17 protein-coding genes and 3 riboswitches are annotated in these 17,743 nt (G+C 47.5%); of the genes, 10 read left to right on the forward strand and 7 right to left on the reverse strand.

Annotation, left to right across the window (positions count from 1 at the left end; all coding sequences use genetic code 11):
* On the reverse strand, positions 1-1,113 hold the full coding sequence (gene gcvT / locus AC0YNT_RS08300; RefSeq protein ID WP_475804135.1) for a glycine cleavage system aminomethyltransferase GcvT: 1,113 nt from the start codon (positions 1,111-1,113) through the stop codon (positions 1-3).
* 100 nt (positions 1,114-1,213) lie between these two features.
* A riboswitch (glycine riboswitch) is annotated at positions 1,214-1,307 on the reverse strand.
* Between the two features lie 3 nt (positions 1,308-1,310).
* Positions 1,311-1,416, reverse strand: a riboswitch (glycine riboswitch).
* A 154-nt stretch (positions 1,417-1,570) separates the two neighbouring features.
* Positions 1,571-1,680, forward strand: a riboswitch (glycine riboswitch).
* Positions 1,681-1,841: 161 nt separating this feature from the next.
* Between gcvT and glyA the strand changes: the two genes are divergently transcribed.
* The 7 genes from glyA (at position 1,842) to rlmH (ending at position 8,174) form a co-directional block, all read left to right on the forward strand.
* Entirely contained in the window at positions 1,842-3,083 is a 1,242-nt protein-coding gene (gene glyA, locus AC0YNT_RS08305; RefSeq protein ID WP_475804136.1) for a serine hydroxymethyltransferase, read from the forward strand.
* Between the two features lie 22 nt (positions 3,084-3,105).
* Positions 3,106-3,498 carry a glycine cleavage system protein GcvH gene (gcvH, locus tag AC0YNT_RS08310; RefSeq protein ID WP_475804137.1) on the forward strand — a complete coding sequence of 131 codons (393 nt, stop codon included), beginning with the start codon at positions 3,106-3,108 and terminating at the stop codon, positions 3,496-3,498.
* Complete coding sequence (gene lipA, locus AC0YNT_RS08315) at positions 3,482-4,438, forward strand: lipoyl synthase (RefSeq protein WP_475804542.1); 957 nt, start codon at positions 3,482-3,484, stop codon at positions 4,436-4,438. Before gcvH ends, lipA begins: the two co-directional genes overlap by 17 nt.
* Positions 4,439-4,451: 13 nt before the next feature.
* Positions 4,452-5,117, forward strand: a complete 666-nt coding sequence (gene sdaAB / locus AC0YNT_RS08320; RefSeq protein ID WP_475804138.1) for an L-serine ammonia-lyase, iron-sulfur-dependent subunit beta — start codon at positions 4,452-4,454, stop codon at positions 5,115-5,117.
* A 16-nt stretch (positions 5,118-5,133) separates the two neighbouring features.
* On the forward strand, positions 5,134-6,042 hold the full coding sequence (sdaAA, locus tag AC0YNT_RS08325) for an L-serine ammonia-lyase, iron-sulfur-dependent, subunit alpha (RefSeq protein WP_475804139.1): 909 nt from the start codon (positions 5,134-5,136) through the stop codon (positions 6,040-6,042).
* A 20-nt stretch (positions 6,043-6,062) separates the two neighbouring features.
* A complete protein-coding gene (gene lpdA / locus AC0YNT_RS08330) occupies positions 6,063-7,505 on the forward strand; it encodes a dihydrolipoyl dehydrogenase (protein ID WP_475804543.1) in 1,443 nt (480 codons plus the stop codon).
* 189 nt (positions 7,506-7,694) lie between these two features.
* Positions 7,695-8,174, forward strand: a complete 480-nt coding sequence (gene rlmH / locus AC0YNT_RS08335; RefSeq protein ID WP_167281277.1) for a 23S rRNA (pseudouridine(1915)-N(3))-methyltransferase RlmH — start codon at positions 7,695-7,697, stop codon at positions 8,172-8,174.
* 7 nt (positions 8,175-8,181) lie between these two features.
* On the opposite strand, the gene AC0YNT_RS08340 is transcribed toward rlmH, so the two are convergent.
* Both AC0YNT_RS08340 and AC0YNT_RS08345 read right to left on the reverse strand, forming a co-directional pair.
* A complete protein-coding gene (locus tag AC0YNT_RS08340; protein WP_475804140.1) occupies positions 8,182-8,898 on the reverse strand; it encodes an MBL fold metallo-hydrolase in 717 nt (238 codons plus the stop codon).
* Between the two features lie 4 nt (positions 8,899-8,902).
* Positions 8,903-9,535 carry a TetR/AcrR family transcriptional regulator gene (locus AC0YNT_RS08345; RefSeq protein ID WP_475804141.1) on the reverse strand — a complete coding sequence of 211 codons (633 nt, stop codon included), beginning with the start codon at positions 9,533-9,535 and terminating at the stop codon, positions 8,903-8,905.
* Positions 9,536-9,940: 405 nt separating this feature from the next.
* Here AC0YNT_RS08345 and AC0YNT_RS08350 point away from each other — a divergent pair, with 405 nt between their 5' ends.
* The gene (locus AC0YNT_RS08350; protein WP_475804142.1) at positions 9,941-11,680 is read left to right on the forward strand and encodes an ABC-F family ATP-binding cassette domain-containing protein; all 1,740 of its coding nucleotides are present in this window, start codon (positions 9,941-9,943) and stop codon (positions 11,678-11,680) included.
* Positions 11,681-11,746: 66 nt separating this feature from the next.
* On the opposite strand, the gene AC0YNT_RS08355 is transcribed toward AC0YNT_RS08350, so the two are convergent.
* Positions 11,747-12,643 carry a ketopantoate reductase family protein gene (locus tag AC0YNT_RS08355; protein ID WP_475804143.1) on the reverse strand — a complete coding sequence of 299 codons (897 nt, stop codon included), beginning with the start codon at positions 12,641-12,643 and terminating at the stop codon, positions 11,747-11,749.
* A gap of 160 nt (positions 12,644-12,803) precedes the next feature.
* On the opposite strand from AC0YNT_RS08355, the gene AC0YNT_RS08360 reads away from it, so the two are divergent.
* Positions 12,804-13,391, forward strand: coding sequence for a TetR/AcrR family transcriptional regulator (locus AC0YNT_RS08360; RefSeq protein WP_475804144.1), 588 nt, complete (start codon positions 12,804-12,806; stop codon positions 13,389-13,391).
* A 41-nt stretch (positions 13,392-13,432) separates the two neighbouring features.
* Here the strand turns inward: AC0YNT_RS08360 and AC0YNT_RS08365 are convergent, their stop codons facing one another.
* The 3 genes from AC0YNT_RS08365 to AC0YNT_RS08375 all read right to left on the reverse strand — a co-directional run bounded on the left by AC0YNT_RS08365 (position 13,433) and on the right by AC0YNT_RS08375 (position 16,364).
* Complete coding sequence (locus tag AC0YNT_RS08365) at positions 13,433-14,320, reverse strand: lysostaphin resistance A-like protein (RefSeq protein ID WP_475804145.1); 888 nt, start codon at positions 14,318-14,320, stop codon at positions 13,433-13,435.
* A gap of 186 nt (positions 14,321-14,506) precedes the next feature.
* Positions 14,507-15,208, reverse strand: coding sequence for a response regulator transcription factor (locus AC0YNT_RS08370; protein WP_475804146.1), 702 nt, complete (start codon positions 15,206-15,208; stop codon positions 14,507-14,509).
* Positions 15,195-16,364, reverse strand: a complete 1,170-nt coding sequence (locus AC0YNT_RS08375) for a sensor histidine kinase (protein WP_475804147.1) — start codon at positions 16,362-16,364, stop codon at positions 15,195-15,197. Before AC0YNT_RS08375 ends, AC0YNT_RS08370 begins: the two co-directional genes overlap by 14 nt.
* Positions 16,365-16,788: 424 nt before the next feature.
* Between AC0YNT_RS08375 and AC0YNT_RS08380 the strand changes: the two genes are divergently transcribed.
* A complete protein-coding gene (locus tag AC0YNT_RS08380; protein ID WP_167281309.1) occupies positions 16,789-17,733 on the forward strand; it encodes an ABC transporter permease in 945 nt (314 codons plus the stop codon).
* The last annotated feature ends 10 nt before the right edge of the window (positions 17,734-17,743 follow it).

Here is a 17,743-nt window from a genome sequence, read left to right on the forward strand (position 1 = left end):
TCACTCCTTAGGAAGTCTTTTATAGAAAGGTGTTTTGATAACAGCCGCTTTCAGCTTCTTGCCGCGAATCTCCACTTCAAGCTCGGTGCCAACAGCGGAGTATTCGGAATTAATTAGGGCGAGTCCAAGGTTACGTTTTAACGTTGGTGATTGTGTGCCTGTCGTTACTTCGCCGACCTGGACATCACCGACATAGACAGGATAATGGCAGCGGGGGATACCCCGGTCAATCATTTCAATTCCAACAAGCTTACGAGGCAGGCCGTCGCTCTTCTGCTTCACTAACGCGTCTTTACCGATGAAATCTTCTTTATCAAGCTTAACGAAAAAGGCTACACCAGCTTCCAAGGGAGTAATGGTGTTAGAAAGCTCTTGGCCATAAAGGGGGAGGCGAGCTTCAAAGCGAAGCGTATCGCGTGCCCCAAGGCCGGCAGGGACGAGGCCAAATGGCTGACCGGCATTGAGCAGTGTTTTCCAGACCTCACCGGCTTGCTCGGACGGGACATAAATCTCGAATCCGTCTTCCCCGGTGTATCCAGTTCTGGAGATGAGCAGAGGGTGGCCGATTAATCCTGTATCCGATCGGAAGTGGAAGGAGGGAAGCTCAAGCGACTCATGCTGTGCACCAGCGGCTTTCATAATATCGACGGCGAGAGGTCCTTGCAGGGCAAGCAAAGCCGTCTGCTCCGACCTGTTCTCGATTACCACATCACCAATTAAATGTTCCTTGAGCCAATTCAGATCCTTATCAATATTCGAGGCATTAACGACAACCATAAATTGATCGGCTGAGATCCTGTAGACAAGCAGATCATCGACGACACCTCCGTCCGGATAACACATCAGCGTATACTGCGCTTGGCCATCCGCTAACCTGGACACGTCATTAGTTGTCATGCGCTGCAGGAAGCTCTCAGCAAACGTTCCCGTCACCATAAATTCGCCCATATGCGAAACATCAAATAGACCGGCTTGCTGCCTTACCGCATCATGTTCCTTCTGTATGCCGGAAAATTGAACGGGAAGCTCCCAGCCGCCAAAATCAATGCAGCGGACGCCAAATAATTCAGAATAATAGGGGTACAGCGGCGTTCTTTTCAGATCGAGTGTCATTTGCGTTTTGCCTCCTCTAGTAGGTTGTTGCCATGCAAAAAAGGACAGCAGCAAAGAGGCTGCGACCACGGCGTAAAGCCGTCCTCGCACTTCCTCTTTGCTCTGTCCTTTGTACCTGAGAGTTACCTTGACTCCGTTAATGGAATGCAAGTTTCCCCGTGGGCGATCCTGTCCATGCAGGATTCTCTCCAGAGTTGCGTCCAGCAAAGGTCCTTTTGCCTGAGAGATTCCCCTCCATGTGAGGGTTACTCCTTCGGCGTCGCCTAGATGTTACCTTTGGGCGATCTCTCCCATTGCCTTCATACGCTATTTTTAAATGTCTTACTCTATTATTACACGGTTTATCCAAGAAGTGTCAATACAAGAAGCGGAAAAATAAAAATTTGTGTTAGGTATATTGACATGAGACTTGTCCTTGCATTATTCTAAGGGCATTAATTCCAATTAAATATGCGGATGACGATGCAAGGGAGAGACGGAAGGGGTAAAACCCGGAAACACCGAAGGAGCAAGTCGACGGCTGCCAGCCCAAGATTAATCTCTCAGGTAAAAGTACCTGCATCTGACGCAACTCTGGAGAGAGCGAACAGCCACCAAAGGGGTAACAACGGTTTTTTTAATCAAAAATCGTTTAAACTCTCAGGTACCCGGGACAGAGAACACGGCATAAGCCGGTTCTCTGTCCCTTTTTGCAGTTTTCCCCCCAAATACATAGGAGGTGTTCTATTTTGAGTTTGCTTACGCACGATCCTGATCTGCACGCTGCTATTGAGCGGGAGCATGGCCGGCAACTAAAGACGCTGGAGCTGATTGCTTCCGAAAATATTGTAAGCCCGGAAGTCATGGAGGCTATGGGGACTGTTCTCACTAATAAGTATGCCGAAGGTTACCCCGGGAAGCGATACTACGGGGGCTGTGAATATGTAGATGAAGCGGAGACGCTGGCCATCGAACGGGCAAAGCAGCTGTTTGGTGCAGCTTATGCCAACGTTCAACCGCATTCCGGTGCGCAGGCAAATACAGCAGTTATGTTCCACTATCTAAAGCCTGGGGACAAGATTCTGGGAATGAATTTGTCACAGGGCGGCCATCTCACTCACGGCAGTCCCGTCAGCTTATCGGGCAAATGGTTCGATGCTGTATCCTACGGCGTTGACGAGCAGACTCATCTCATTGATTACGATCTTGTTGAATCGGTTGCCCGCAAGGAAAAGCCTTCCCTCATTATTGCAGGCGTAAGTGCTTATCCGCGTATGATTGATTTTGCCAAATTCAAAGAGATAGCCGATCTGGTTGGCACAAAATTAATGGTAGATATGGCGCATATTGCGGGCCTTGTAGCAGCGGGGCTGCATCAGTCACCGGTACCTTATGCCGATGTGACAACGAGCACAACACACAAGACCTTACGCGGGCCACGCGGCGGACTGCTGCTGACCAATGATGAAGAAACAGCCAAGGGGCTGAACAAAGCGATTTTCCCAGGCATTCAGGGCGGGCCGCTCATGCATGTCATCGCAGCCAAGGCAGTCAGCTTCAAGGAGGCGCTTCAGCCTTCGTTCCGGGTATACGCCGAGCGGGTTGTAAGTAATGCAAGAACACTGGCAAATACCTTGAAAGAAGAAGGGGCAACCCTTGTATCCGGCGGTACAGATAATCATCTGATGCTGATTGACGTCCGTCCATGGGGCCTTACCGGCAAGGAAGCTGAGAAGCTGCTTGAGCAGGTTGGTATTACCGTTAACAAGAATACAATTCCAGGTGAAACAGCAAGCCCATTTGTCACAAGCGGTATACGGATCGGTACTTCGGCCCTTACGACAAGAGGGATGTCTGAAGCGGAAATGCAGGTGCTGGGGCAATGTATTGCCAATGCACTGAAGCATCGGGATAATCCAGCAGCTATGGCAAAAGTCGGGCAGCAGACAGCAGAACTCGCAGGTGCTTTCCCACTATTTTCGAGAGAATAGATCCTAGAGAGGAGTTTTCATAATGAGCGAAGTTAAAGCAGGTTTTGGATATTCGGAGGAGCATGAATGGGCAGAGGCACGAGGAACTATTGTACGTATCGGGATTACCGATTTTGCACAGTCGCAACTGGGCGACATCGTATTTGTAGAGCTGCCTGAAGTAGGAATGTCGCTCGACGCAAATGATGCAATGGGCACTATTGAATCCGTTAAAACGGTATCCGATCTCTACTGTCCGGTTGGCGGACGTGTCGTTAACGTGAATGAGGAGCTGCTTGATGCCCCTCAGAAGGTGAATGAGGATCCATATGGGGAAGGCTGGATTATTGAGATTGAAGTGGACGGGGAAGCATCGAGTGAGGTAGCTGTACTGTTAAGCGCAAAGGCGTACGCGACTTATATCGCTAACAAATAACCGGGATTCGAGAGAGGAGAACGGCATCATGCGGCAAGCCAAGGAACCGAAGCCAGAGTGGCTGAAGATCAAGCTAAACGCGGGCGATGGATACCAGGAGATACAAGGGATGATGCGGGGGCGTCAATTGCACACCGTATGCGAAGAGGCAAAATGTCCAAATATCTTCGAATGCTGGAGTCAGCGTACAGCGACGTTCATGATTCTGGGGAAAGTGTGTACGCGTGCATGCCGGTTTTGTGCAGTGACCTCGGGGATGCCGACGGAGCTTGATCTGGAGGAGCCCCGCCATGTCGCGCAGTCTGTCCACGAGATGGGGCTGAAGCACGTGGTTATTACCTCGGTTGCACGAGATGACCTTAATGATCACGGGGCGACGATGTTCGCAGCTACCATTACAGCCGTTCGTCATATTAATCCGCTGACGGATATTGAGGTATTGATTCCGGATTTTGGCGGTGATCCTCAGCGACTCGATATTGTATTACGGGCGAGGCCGGACGTACTCAATCATAACTTGGAAACGGTACGACGGCTGTCTGATAAAGTACGGGCTAAGGCCAAATACGACCGTTCATTAATGCTGCTTCAAACGGCGAAGGAGCTTCGCCCCGGGCAGACGACAAAGTCCGGCCTTATGGTCGGGCTTGGAGAGACGAACGCGGAGGTCGTAGAGGCGATGCGGGATCTGCGGAAAGCTGGCGTCGATATTGTAACGATTGGCCAATATTTGCAGCCTACTCCAAAGCATATCGCGGTTAATCGGTATTACCATCCTGATGAATTCAAGGAGCTGAAGGAGGCAGGTATGGCGCTTGGCTTCGCACATGTCGAAGCGGGACCGCTCGTACGCAGCTCCTATCATGCTCGTGAACAGACAGAAAGCGCAAGGGCATGCAGCGGCGATGTTTCCTTGCCGCTTAAGGAATCATGGGCATAGGGGGTATTCAGGTATGCGTTTCAAGCATGTCTTCTCTATTATAGGACCTATGATGGTCGGTCCTTCCAGCTCCCATACAGCAGGTGCTGCGAGAATCGGGCGTGTAGCACGGCAGCTGCTCGGATGCTGCCCGGAGGAGGCCGTTATCACGCTTTATGGTTCGTTCGCGGAGACCTATTCCGGTCACGGAACGGATCTGGCGCTAATCGGCGGAATGCTGGACTTCGACACCGATGATGCGAGAATTCCGGAGGCAGTCTCCGAAGCAGATAAGCTTGGTATGCGTTATGTGCTTCGTGTTGGAACCGGTGTGATGCCGCATCCGAATTTTGTTGAGATTACCGTGAAGGCCGGCGGGCGGGAAGCAACCGTTCAAGGGGCATCAATCGGCGGTGGGAATATTGAGATCCATTCCATTAATGGGTTTGATGCCGGTTGCACGGGGAATTATCCAACGCTGGTTATCGCTCATCATGATCAAGTTGGCGTTATTGCATCCATTACGGGAACCGTGAGTGCTTCCGGATTAAATATTGGTTTTATGAACGTTGCTCGCAAAGCACGAAGCGGGGACGCCATGACCATTATTGAAGGTGACAGGGTACCGGAAGCCGGGCTGTTAGAGGCACTCCGCCAGTTGCCGAGGGTAGATGGTGTTTCAGTTATAGACGTTAGGTAGAGAAGGGGATGGGAGTATGCGATTCCGCACCTTAAGCGAGCTCGAGAGTATTTGCCGCAATGAATCGCTGTCTATCGCCCAGCTTATGATTAACGAGCAGGCTAGAGAGACCGGTGAGTCTGAGGAAGATATCATTCTCCAGATGAGCAGCTATTATCAGGTCATGAAGGAAGCGGTAGCCAAAGGGCTTGAGCCAGGTACACGATCACGCAGCGGTCTAACCGGTGGGGACGGGCGGAGGATGAACGAGTATGTTCTTGCCGGTGAACCATCCGTTGGTGAGTGGGCAGGAAAAGCGCTGGCTTACGCACTGTCGGTATCGGAGGTAAATGCCTCGATGGGCCGAATTGTAGCAACTCCAACCGCCGGCTCCTGCGGTATTATTCCCGGTGTATTCGTCAGCTCGCAGGAACGTTTTGGATGGGATGATGAAAAGCTCGTTAACGGACTGTTCGCGGCGGGTGCTATTGGCTATGTAATCGCGAATAACTCGTTTATCTCCGGTGCAGAAGGAGGATGCCAGGCCGAAGTTGGCTCTGCCATCGGTATGGCTGCCGGTGCAATGGTTGAGCTTCGTGGTGGGACGCCAGCGCAGGCTGTACATGCAGTGGGTATCGCTCTTAAAAACACATTAGGGCTGATCTGCGACCCGGTCGCTGGACTAGTGGAAATCCCTTGTATTGTCCGCAACGGGCTAGGTGCTGTGAATGCACTAGCGGCTGCTGATATGGCGCTTGCCGGAGTTCGAAGTGTCATTCCTTCTGACGAGGTGATTGGAGTCATGTACGAGGTGGGCACACGAATGCCGATGGAGCACCGGGAGACGGCGCTTGGCGGTCTGGCGGCAACTCCGACAGGACGCAAGCTGACAGAGCAGCTTAGGATGATGAAGGATAAAGCATCCGCACCTGCTTCTTTGAAATAAACTTCAGGAGGGAGAGGGTACTGATGCAACAGTACGATATCGTAATTCTGGGAGGCGGCCCTGGCGGGTACATTGCCGCTATCCGGGGTGCCCAGCTTGGCAAACGTATTGCGCTTGTCGAGAAGGAGAAGCTTGGCGGTACCTGCCTGCATAAAGGTTGTATTCCGAGCAAGACGCTTCTGCGCAGCGCGGAGTTGTTCGAGACGATGAAACGCAGCGCCGGATTTGGTATCCGTACCGAAGGGGTAACGCTGGACTTCGGAGGTGTGCAAAGGCGCAAGGAAGGCATTGTGGAACAGCTTGAGAAAGGCGTTCAGTTCTTGATGAAAAAGAACGCTATTGATGTGTTTTCCGGCAAGGGAGTTATTGTGGATGGCTCCGGTGCTGAGGCTGATGAAGCTGACTGTAACGGGATTATTGAAGTAATAAGCGATACCGGGGAAGCGGTAGAAGAACCTGTACGACTTGCCTACAGGGATTTAATTGTTGCAACAGGCTCTCGTCCGCGTCGTATTGCCGGATTGCCGTCACATGAGCGGATCATGAGCAGTGACGAAGCACTGGCAATGACGGAATTGCCAGCTTCCATTGTCATTGTCGGCGGCGGAGTAATCGGTGTGGAGTGGGCTTCGATGCTGAGCGACTTCGGCGCGCAGGTAACGATCGTTGAGGCAGCGGATCGTATTGTTCCAACAGAGGATGCTGATGTATCGCGTGAGCTGGCAAGACTGTTCGCCAAACGCAGAATCAAGGTGTTGACCGGAGCGAAGCTGCTTCCGGAGAGTGTAACGGCTGGCGAAGCGGGTGTTATGGTGGACGTTGAACGCGGCGGCAAGCTTGAACGGCTAGTTGCGGAGCGTATGCTTGTATCTGTAGGACGAGCTGCAAATGTTGAGGGCTTTGGTCTTGAGCGAACCGCTGCTAGTGTGGAGCGGGGTGTCATCTGCGTGAATGACTCGATGCGTACAGCAGATCCACACGTGTACGCAATTGGAGACGTTATCGGTGGTTTGCAGCTTGCCCATGTGGCTAGTCATGAAGGCGTAACAGCCGTTGAATCGATCTGCGGACTAGAGACACATGCTCCTGATCCTTCTTCCGTGCCAAAATGCATTTACAGTCGCCCTGAGATGGCGAGTGTTGGGGTGACGGAGCAGGCTGCTATCGACAGTGGACGCAGCATCAAGGTAGGCAAGTTTTCATTCAAGGCCATCGGCAAGGCGCTCGTTTTTGGTGAATCCGACGGATTCGTCAAGGTTGTGGCAGACTCCGATACAGGTACTGTGCTAGGTGTACATATGATTGGTCCGCATGTGACGGACTTCGTTGGTGAAGCTGCGCTTGCGCAATTGCTGGAGGCTACGTCGATGCAGGTCGGAAGGATGATTCATCCCCATCCGACGCTGTCGGAGATTATCGGGGAAGCGATGCTTGGCGCGGACAAGCTGGCTCTCGGGATGTAAATAGCAATATGAATAGAGTTGGCGCTTTCCGGCCGTGTGCAGAATTTACCTTGAAAGAAGGGGGATTCTAACGCAGGCACGGGAGCGCTTTTTGGCGTGTGGTGCATAATAAGGGAGCAGACCTTTCCACATTCGGGTGAGTTTTGATATGCTGAAGGGAAATTGAACTTACATAAGGGATGAACAATCATGCATATACAGATAGCGGCAGTCGGCAAGCTGAAGGAAAAATATTTGGTGCAGGGCATAGCGGAATATGCCAAGCGGCTTGGGCCGTACGTGAAGCTTACGCTCACGGAAGTGCCCGATGAGAAGGCACCGGAGACGATGAGTCCGGCGGAGGAAGCGCAGGTGCGCGAGCGGGAGGGGGAGCGGCTTCTGGCGCAGCTGAAGCCGGACGCCCACGTCGTGGCGCTCGCGATTGGCGGCGAGCTCTGGTCCAGCGAGGATCTCGCGGACCAGCTCGATAAGCTGGCCACGTATGGCAAGAGCCACGTGGCATTTGTTATTGGCGGGAGCACGGGACTAGCTCCCGCGGTGCTGCAGCGCGCCCAGCAGAAGCTCAGTTTCGGGCGCATGACGCTGCCGCATCAGCTGATGCGGCTGGTGCTGCTCGAGCAAGTGTATCGCGCGGTGAAGATTAACCGCGGTGAACCGTATCATAAGTAGGGTGAATTCATAGGGGAGACGGTTTGTCAGAGCCATCAGCCGAGACAACGGCTGTATGGTGCTTCTTCGATTCCTCAGAGATATAGTCTGATAACTGATCTGCCGGGTTGAACACGGAATGACCATGGCATACTTCCATTCGTTTAGGGAGCAGTTTGCCTACGACTAAACTGCTGTCCAGTACTTCCTTCATGTTCGGTGTGAAGAGGGGTTTGCGAAGTTTGCCGTTCTTAGACGAGAAAAGATCACCTGCGAGCATAACCCGATCTTTTACGTGATAGAAGACGACGTGTCCTGGCGAATGACCTGGTGTAAAGTAAGGCTTTAGGCTACCAATAGCGTGTAATTCTCCGCCATCATCTTCGACGAAAGCTTGAACCCCTCCATTAATTAAAGTGGCGACCGGCTTTTTACCTTCTCGATAAGAGCGTTCGCCTAGCAGGTAGGGGACTTCTTTACTGTGAGCGAAGACAGTAACCGGATCATGATTCAATATTGATTTAAGCGCTCCGACATGATCGGGATGCCCATGGGTCAGCACGATTTGTTTTAACGGGCCGGCATTTAGACTTTTGATTAATTTTAGAATTCCTTTGGCCATCATGGACATTCCTGTATCGACCAGAGTGACCCCGTCTTCTTCAACGACTACCCACACGGTAATCGGGATTATCATCCATGTCCGTAAGCTCCAAATATGTTCTGAAATTTGTGTAGCTTTCATTTCATCATCCCTCGCTCGTTATTTTTAATTTAAAGCCGGTGAGAAGTGTGTCGAAAGCTTCTTCGAAAGCCGGGCTCAAGCGGTTCATCAGGTCTGAAAGGGATTCGTCAGTCAGCAGGTATGTGTTAATGATACCGTTCAACATAAAGAAATAGATTCGATTGATCCTCAGCAAACGATCCGAATTTGGCTGTATCGGAAATACGTTTTGAAGGGCCTGCCCAATCGCCTTGAATAGGTTGATACGAATCCGGTTGATCTCCAATACCGGTTCCTCTTCGTCCACGCGCACCCCTTTGACCATAAAAACAACTTGATAAATGGATTTATGCTGCAAACAGAAACGGAGGAATTCCATGCTGATTGCCTTGAGCTTAGCTTCTGGCGAGAGGTTGGTCTGATTCGCAATTACATCAATGTTTCTCTGTACCTCGAGCAGTGGGGGCATAGACATCGCGTGCAAGAGTTCCTCTTTATCCTTGAAGTAAATGTAGATCGTCGTGTGCGAACAATTGGCCTCTTTCGCAATTTCCCTCATCGACACGCCATTATAGCCTCGATTCGCGAATAACATTCCTGCGGCAGTCAAAATCGCTTGTTTTGTCTCCTCTGAGCGGAGCTTCTGGCGTGGTGCCATTCCTGTAACCTCCATGTCGAAAAGATAACTAACCAATGGTTACAATATAACCTGTGGTTAGTTACTCGCCAACCAAATTAAGGGGATTTTGCCGATAGCCCCGTTAAGCTGAACCGTATCAAAAGTAGGGCGAAGGTCGCCGCCTCGATTTGCCTGTGATCAGCAAGCCGAGCGAAGCTGCCTCCGGTCACTTTTGCTCTTTCCGCTCGGTTAAAAGTTGCGAAGGTTACTGCTAACCGAGGAATTCCATGCGCACAGATTGCTCTTGCATGATTCTGGTGGAAACGACGATCGGGATTGTAGATGGTTGTAAACAGTGTTACTCTAACAACGGTAAACTAAAATGTATGTTCTGCAGTGCAGCTTGTAATAGTCACTATTCTAGTTATAAAGAAAGGTAACACTATGATAAAAGTTGATAAATTATCCTTCTCATTTCCACAAAAAGAACTATATAAAGGCATTTCATTTACGCTCGAAGAGGCACAACATTGCGCTTTTATAGGAACAAGTGGCAGTGGGAAAAGTACATTGATAGATATATTGATGGATCCAGAGAGATATTTGTTCGAGGGCAAGTTAGAAATGGACCCGACTTTCAAAATTGGGTATGTAAGTCAATTCTCGCAACTTGACAGAACGAAAGAAACAACCGTTTTTGAATATATCGGAGAACAATTCATTAAGATACAAGATGAAATACAATCTATTTGTACTGAAATGGAAACATCATCGGATATTGAGCCGTTACTCGAAAAGTATCAATTAGCTTTAGACGCATTTGATTCAATCGGTGGGGAAGATTTTGAAAGCAACATTAATAAAAAGCTAAATCTAGCAAACCTCATGAAGCTAAAAGATCTAAGGGTATCCGACCTGAGTGGTGGGGAATTCAAACTCATTCAAGTGATGAAGGAAATGCTTAATAGCCCAGACTTAATGATAATGGACGAACCAGATGTATTTTTAGACTTTGAAAACCTAAATGCGCTAAAAAATCTTATTAATGCTCACAAAGGAATACTGCTAGTTGTTACGCACAACCGATATCTGTTGAATCATTGCTTTAACAAAATTTTACACCTTGAAAACATGGAGATCCAAGAGTTTGATGGGCGATATATTGATTATAATTTCTCATTACTTCAAACTAAAATTGAGTTGCAAGAACTCACAGTCGCTGAGAAAGAAGAAATTGAGAGAAACGAGAACATCATTAATAATCTAAGAGCTATCGCAACATATAATTCAGAAGCCTCTAGAGGCAGAGCGTTAAAAGCTAGAGTTAGGTTTCAAGAGAGATTGGAAGCGCGTAGACTTAAAGTGCCATTTGTTGATATTAAGCAGCCGACGATCAGTTTCGGTATTGATAATGAAATGGAAGACACCACTGTTATAAATGTCAGTAATTATAGTGTTGCCTTTGATGAGTTGCTCTTAGAAAATGTTAACTTTGAGATAAAATCTACGGATAAAGTAGCCATTATCGGTCCAAACGGTACCGGGAAAACGACTTTACTCCGCGAAATCTTTAACAATAATAACGATTCAATTGAAATCAATGCCGATGTTAAAGTGGCTTATTTATCTCAGATTCAAGGCGAAATGCTAAAGGATTCTAATACAATACTAGAAGAATTCATCGATGCTGGGTTTAACACTTATGATGAGATTAGATCGTATATTTCAAACTATGGCTTTGAGGGAGAAATCGTTAATCAAAAGATAAAGTCTTTATCTGGTGGAGAAAGAAATATGCTTCAATTAGCTAAAGTTTCTGCCAGTAAAGCAAACGTATTGCTTCTTGATGAACCGACGAGCCATTTAGACACCTATACACAAATCGCACTGGAGAAAGCCATTGAAGAGTATAAAGGTGCGATCCTCATGATATCTCATGATTTCTATTCCGTTGTAAATGGTATGGATTATGTATTAATCATCGATAATAAGACGATTAGAAAAATGACTATGAAAAAATTCAAACAGATGATTTATGCTAGTCATTTCGATAGAGACTATTTAGAAAAGGAACAAAATAAAAAATCAATTGAAATGAAAATAGAATTGGCTTTAAAAGATACTGATTTTGAACTTGCAAAAGGTTTAGTTGATGAGCTAGAAGAGCTGATTAAGTTGCTTTAAAATAAAAAGACACTGATGGATAGAATCTCAGTGTCTTTTTATTGTATTGATTTCTTTGTGCCGTGCTTATGGTTGCATCTCGGTTATCCATTCATGAAATATCTTATCTAATAACAATATTTCCGCCTTTTGGCTGATAGCATGGTTCCCAAGCTTTACATCAATGATAAAATCACTGCTCAGCATCTGACGATAACGGGAAATAATATCGCTCTCAGGCAGTTCTCCCATTGCCTTCGTTTCAGGTGGGATTACCGGAATTCCGGCTTGCTCTACCAGGTGAAGGTTCTGTTTTATATCTGAGGCAATCTTGCTTAGAATCTTTACACTTCTTGCGGTCTCAATATCCACCATTCCGTCATTCGTGTAGAAATGCTTGTTGACGATAGCCAACGCAATATGCGATATATGAAATGCCAGAATGTCTTTTTGGATTTCATAATGCAAATTGACTGATTCGAATAGTTGGGCAAGTTCATTCACTCTTTCAGTCGTCCGTCCATTTATTTCACCAAAAATGGTTCCTTGATGTTTTTCGGAACCAAATTGGGCGTATAGAACATCCTCTTTGATGTCTCCACCCGCACCCGGAAATCCTGGGAGTAGTCGGTCTCCCACGATTTCAAGCCAGCTGTCATATCCTATGGTGTTGGTCAAGGTGACAATGGTTTTGCTCTTATTGTTCTTGATTGCAGTAAGGGAGGATTCGGCCTGATCATATCGTACGGGAACAAAGATATAATCATAAATGTCGTCGTTCTCAAGCGTGTCTATCGTCTTGACCGGTATTTGCTTGATCGTTCCATTGTCGTTGTATGACAGTCCGTTCCTTTTAAGTGCCTCCAGCCTCTTTCCTCGTGCCAGCAAGGTTACGTCCATTCCGTATTGTGCAAATCGGAGTGCGTATACACTGCCAACCACGCCGGCGCCAAATATCAGAAGTCGATAAGGCTTGGTGTTCAATAGAATCCTTCCTTTCAAATAAATAGTTATAAATTGTTTAAGCAGCACCTGTTAGATAAGATGATAATGCTGCATGCTTGTGATCTCAACCGGCAGAGTTAGTTGAAAGTTGCTTAGGCAACACATTGTCATAATTGATGTTTACCGAGGAGATATTGAAATGGTAAATCAGGAAGATCCGAGGGTGTTGCGCACACGACAATTAATTAAAGAAGCGTTCAGAGATTTGTTACTGAGAAAAAGATTCGATGCCATCACCATCAAGGATATCGCGCAGAAAGCAACCATTAACCGAGCCACTTTTTATGCCCATTTTGAAGATAAATATGCTTTGCTGGACGAAGTCACCGAACAGGCATTCCGTGAGATGATTCCGGAGCAAGTGGCGAATGCACGGGAGTTTACGGATGAAATATGTGACCAGCTGATCTTGCAGACACACCGATACATCGTAGATTTTTATCAGACATGCAGAATGGATTCCAAGCCGATGGCCACGCTTGTCGATGAGAAAATAAAGAAAATGCTGCTGCAAACCATAGAAAGCATCTTTCTAAAAGGAGCTACGCATCTTGGCATGGACAGGCACTCTATCAAAGTCATGGCGGCCATGACAGGTTCGGCGATCTATAGCGCTGCGCATTATTGGTTAAATGTTGAGGACAAAGATCGAACTGATGGGCTTGTAGACATTGTTCGTCCTTATATCATGAACGGTCTAGGGTTGTATCGCAGTGGCGATAAATAGACATGCAGCTTTTGCGATTTTGGACAAGTGAGTCGAACTATTTATGGATCTTGACGGGGAGATAGGAGATGCCCTTTGCGGCGAGCAGAAATCAGCATAGGGATGGCGATCAACAGGCTGATGATGACAGGTATTATCGAACCTTCAAGGCCAAATTTGCCTCCAGTGAGAAGGGCCGGGCCCGTAACTTCGACTGTGAAAAGTCCGGAGGAGGGGTGGCCTGAGACGGGGATACCCAAGAGTCCCTCTATTGTATTCCAGAGAAAATGGAGGCTAACGATAAACCAAACATTACGCCGCCATAGGAATGCTGAACCCAGCAATACGCCAGCTTCAATGGTAATAGAGAGGCCACCCCAAATGGTAGCTCCGGGGTTGCCCAGGTGAGCAATCCCGAAGAAGAGGGAGGTCAGGGCCAGTGCGAGCCAGCCTCCACCCATTCTTTCAATAGCCTGAAAGGCAAGCCCCCGAAAGATCAACTCCTCTATGAAGGCAGCGGCGAGTTGCGTGGCGATGACAGACCAAACGACAGAGCTGGTGTTAACGTCGGCCCACTCGAATGAATACCCACCGAATAAGACGATGAGGGCTGTTGAAACGATGATAAAGATAAGGCCGACGACAGCGCCGAAAATAACTTCCTTTACCGCACGCCGTTGGAGCAGAAGTTCAGGAACCGGTCGCCGCGCCAGGAACCTCATTGTAAGCCAGTAGATAACGATCGCTACGGCGCTTCCGATAAGTGCTAGCAAGACGGCTCCTAGTGCATTCGCATCGTCTGATAACCTGCTGAATATCACATTAGTAAGGACGATCCCCAGTGCGCCCACGAGCATCCAGATGAGGGGGAATCGGAAAAATGTAACAATCGCAGGCGTTCTTTGACCACTAAGGGCCTCAATGTTGGTTGTCTTCCTTTTTCTTATCATAAGTGATCACATCTCTTCCTTTGACAGATTTACGAGATAAGCTTCAATATCACAGGCTACAATTCACACTATAGTTGAAAAAAGTCATGCGTTAGCAGTGCCGTTCAGTCATATCGTGGTCATATGACTTTGGCAGAATAAAAGCCGACATCCGTTACGATGTCGGCTTTGAGCTGTGCTATGGCATCATTTCATTCTTATAGGATCGATAATCATTCCTGTTTCCCTGGCCTTATAGGTAGCTTCTCTTCTTCCTTTTACATTCAATTTCGAATAAATATTAGAGATGTAATTTTTAACCGTACCTTCACTAAGGAATAATGCCTTAGCGATATCCTGATTACGTAGCCCTAACGCTAGTTTATGAAGAACCTCGACTTCACGGGCGCTAAGACCGAATTCGTTGTTTTTCTCCAGTGTTTCAGGCTTCAAGTCGCTTGTATTCATAGCCGGTGGAACCCCATTTTTTAGCATGCTTTTGATCATTTTGTCTGCCATTTCCGGTGAGATGAGCGTGCCTCCTGTATGAACCACCCGTATGCCGGCGATAAGGTTTTTGGGATGGATAGCTTTGAGCAGGTAGCCTTCAGCTCCATGGCTTAACGCTGCCAGAACATACTCGACTTCCTTGTACGAAGTTAGAATAATAATTTTCGTTAACGGGAATCGAAGTTTGATCTTCTCTGTAGCAACAACGCCGTCCATAATAGGCATATTAATATCCATGAGGATGAGATCGGGCTGGGATGCCGCACAGTGGTTGATAGCTTCCTCACCATTCTTCGCCAATCCCACAACCTCAATATCGTCTTCCATTTCTAGTACGATATTAAGGCTTTCCAGAATCAATTCCTGATCATCAACGATGAGTACTTTAATTTTCGTCATACAGCTTATCTCCCTTTAGTGGAATTTCACACCTGACTTCAGCGCCGACGACCGCTAAGGCGGAGATGGAGAAAGTGCCTTCCAGCATCTCCATCCGATTCTTCATGTTTGTTAGGCCGAACCCGTACTCTACCTTATCCAAAGGTATTCCATTATTTCGAATGGACACAAGCAAGGCTGATGGGGAAAAGCGGAGACTGAGCTCGATTTCCGTAGCCTTTCCATGCTTGAGGGCATTTGTAAAAGACTCTTGTATCACCCGAATGATCGACTGCCGCACATCGAAACGAAGGATACGTTCTGTTCCTTCCAGCGTGAGACGAATGACCGTTCCGGTATATTCTCGAAAGCTGTCGATGAGTCCTTCGGCATGGTTTACTAGACTTATATTCTCTTCCTCCCCCATCTTGTGCACGATGCCCCTCATTTCATCCAAATTCTGTTCCGTTAGTCCTCTTATACGAATCAATTTCTCTTTAGCTAGATCCGGTTTTTTGTCTAGAAGCGCAATAGCAGCATCCAGACTCATAATAAGGGAAATAAAAGAGTGTCCTAACGTGTCATGCATCTCCTTGGACATACGATTTCGTTCTTCTAGCAGAGTCATTCGTTCGATCTCTGCAGCATATAGGGTCAACAATTTATTCTGATCATCAATTTCTTTAGCTAATTGATTCTTCTCATGATAGGCTTTGGCGATGAAGTTGACCCATACCCCGATCAATGAGAAGAGAAGGTTATCTGAGCTTGAACCGAGTGCGAGGTCCCATGTAACCTCTCCGAATACCATGCTGGTAAAGGGTAGTAATAAGAGCACCGGCATAGCCCAAGTGGTCTTCCTAGTCAATAAGTAACCGATCGTAAGACTCGGAATGAGATAATCGACACTCCCTAGCTGATCCTCCTGCATGAACGATGTAAAATAATAAGATCCGCCTAGCAATAGTTCAAGGAAGATGAACCATTCCTTGTTCTTCTTTAGTTGTGGAAACCAGAATAGGATGGGAATAATAAAGGCTGCCAAGAGCCAAATCATGGTCACGAGCAATCGAGACGAAAATGTATTGTCCATTAAAATATGAACGCACAGCAAAACATAATAATAGGACCGGAGCCCAAATATCCCCCAATCCATCATATAAAAAACTTTTTTCATAGGTATCCTTCCTTACTCAGCATAACATATGGTTTTTCCTTAATTATACATGAAGTAAGGAACTTAAATGGTAATAAAAGGTTGCTGAATCTGATATGCTATCCGCCGAGAGGAAGTACTGAAAAATGGTTAGTGCATTTCTTGATTTTTGGGGCTTTCTCTCACAACAGAGAAAGCCCCTTTTGTCATGTTGTCTGCGAAAGGAGCTACGCATAAAAAATGATTCTCGGTCTCTTCGTTTAACCCCACTTTCTTCAAAAATCTAACGTTTGTTGACTGCGGTCTCATGTTTTTAGTCTAGAACTAAGCAGGTGATTTCTATAAAATGACATTAATTAGATTGATAAGCATGTTTAATGAGTCACTTACGGTTGAATGAAAGCGCGTACATGCTGAACGAAAAAAAGTGTAAGGAGTGGCGAACATGGAGATGAAGAGCGGGCGAAAACGCTTGCGAACACGTTGGCGCACACAGGATACCGAACTGACGTTTCTGGCCTTACCAACGACCATCTGGTATATCTTGTTTTGTTTCTTGCCAATGTTCGGCCTTATTCTCGCCTTTAAAGATTTCAAGATCCACGGTGGTTTCCTGAGCAACGTCATCAACAGCGATTGGACCGGTTTCAAAAATTTCGAATTCCTGTTCAAGTCTAACGACGCTTGGGTCGTGATTCGCAATACGCTCGGCTACAATCTGATTTTCATCGTGCTGAGCATTGTGGTCCCCGTCACATTAGCACTGATGATTGGTCAACTGCATAGCGGCAAGGCCGGAAAAATCTATCAAACGTTGATGTTCTTGCCATATTTCCTCTCATGGGTCGTGGTTTCCGCCATTGTATGGGCGTTTCTAAGCTTCGATAAAGGGATCGCCAATCAATTCCTGGCCGTCCTCGGCAATGATCCGGTGAACTGGTATATGGAGCCGAAATATTGGCCGTACTTCTTGGTCTTCATGAACGTATGGAAGGGACTAGGCTACGGTATGGTGATCTACTTGGCGACCATAACCAGCATCGACAGTACCTACTACGAGGCTGCCGTTATCGACGGCGCGTCCAAGTGGCAGCAAGCGCGATACCTTACGCTGCCGCTTATGAAGCTCGTCATCGTGATGATGTTCATCTTAGCCGTAGGCCGCATCTTCTACACCGATTTCGGCTTGTTCTTCCAAGTACCACGGGATTCCAACTCGTTGTTCAATGTAGCGACCACGATTGACGTTCTTGTGTATAAGCAGCTAAAGACCGCTACGTTAGGCATGGCATCAGCTTCTGCATTCTTACAATCCGTGATGGGTTGCGTAACCATTCTGATTGCCAACTGGGTCGTTCGGCTCGTAGACCGAGAGAGTGCAATGATGTAAAGGAGGAAGC

The sequence above is a fragment of the Paenibacillus sp. J22R56 genome, from assembly GCF_056269375.1.